General features: G+C 56.4%; 2 protein-coding genes. Both read left to right on the top strand.

Annotated features, from left to right (window positions below; genetic code table 11):
* The first annotated feature begins 238 nt into the window (after positions 1 to 238).
* Positions 239 to 451 carry a hypothetical protein gene (locus BOO71_RS01625; protein WP_075830251.1) on the top strand — a complete coding sequence of 71 codons (213 nt, stop codon included), beginning with the start codon at positions 239 to 241 and terminating at the stop codon, positions 449 to 451.
* A 254-nt stretch (positions 452 to 705) separates the two neighbouring features.
* Positions 706 to 1,204 (top strand): ISAs1 family transposase (locus BOO71_RS01620; protein ID WP_139322679.1); only part of this gene is annotated, 499 nt, incomplete at its 3' end.

Genomic DNA, 1,204 nt, shown 5'->3' with positions numbered 1-1,204 from the left:
TAAGGCAGCGGAAACTGTCGAGTGAGGGTGATTGCATACGTCCGGGGATACGCCCCGGACGCCCCTCATGTCAGGCATGTCGGTCATGATTCCAGCCTTCTACCTGGGATCGCGCCAGTCTGGAATTTGAGTTAGAAAGGGCAGTGGGCTGATCGGTTTTGGTTTCACACCTCAATGCTGATCGGCCCCGATCTTTTTTTGTACTCGCTTGAGATAAAAGCCTGCTTATGCGCTGCTTATGCGCTGCTACCGTGCAGCGTACGCGCTGATGGTCCATGAGTGTCTGGAAAATGAAATCAATGACCTGAACGAGCTTGACGTGTTCGCTGCAACGAAACCGTTCATCCATTTTCCGGAGTTGATCGAACAGCACCGCTCCAAGTTGGAGGATGAGAAAATCATGGACGATCTGCGCGATCAGTGGGAGTTCACATACGATGAGTTCATTTGAGACGAGCCAGGCCCAGCAGCTGGGCTTAAGCCCGCCGCAACCTGCAGCGGGGCGGCCCCCTTTGGCGGTCAGACGCCGCTGGACTCCATGCGCCGCGGCGGCATTCCAGCGCTGGACGAGACGCGCCGGCTGCTCGCCGGCGACCAGTGCGGACTTTAGAACGGTGGGCGAGCTTTAAACGCCCACCCAGTGCTCTCGTGCGGTGGCCTGCACATTCCCCCCAGGGCTACCGCAAAGTCAGGGTAGGGTGGTGGGTGTCATCCAAAATTATTCGTCAAGCAGACCTGATCACGCTGACCGCCACCTTTGCCACCCTTGATGATCCCCGTCAGGCACGGGGGATTCGCCATTTGCTGTGCGACATTCTGGTGATCAGCGTTCTGGCAGTGATTTGTGGGGCAACGAACTACGCCTTGATTCACACCTTTGCCGTTCACCGACAAGTGTGGTTGCGCCGTTTTCTGAGGCTGCAAGGCGGTATTCCCAGCCAGGATACGTTTGAGCGTATTTTTGGGATCGTTGCTCCTGACACGTTCCGAGCCGTTTTTTGTGGATGGATACAGCAGATTCCCAGTCAAACGCTCCCTGAAGGGGAGCGGGAAGTCTTCGCAATTGACGGGAAAACTTCGCGTGGCACAGCGTCTGACGCTTTCGCTGCACTGCATACGGTCAGCGTCTACAGTGTGCAGTTCCAACTGGTCCTTGAAACGGTCACTGTTCCCGTCAAGGCCAATGAAATCACGGTTCTTCCGG

The sequence above is a fragment of the Deinococcus marmoris genome (genome assembly GCF_001949125.1).
Classification (GTDB): domain Bacteria; phylum Deinococcota; class Deinococci; order Deinococcales; family Deinococcaceae; genus Deinococcus; species Deinococcus marmoris_A.
Note: the sequence above shows the minus strand (reverse complement) of the source record. Positions and strands in the feature narration are given on the sequence as shown.

What these genes read in the sequence shown, in the direction of transcription:
- BOO71_RS01625 (WP_075830251.1), top strand. Translation starts at nt 239, where the DNA reads ATGCGCTGCTACCGTGCAGCGTACGCGCTGATGGTCCATGAGTGTCTG.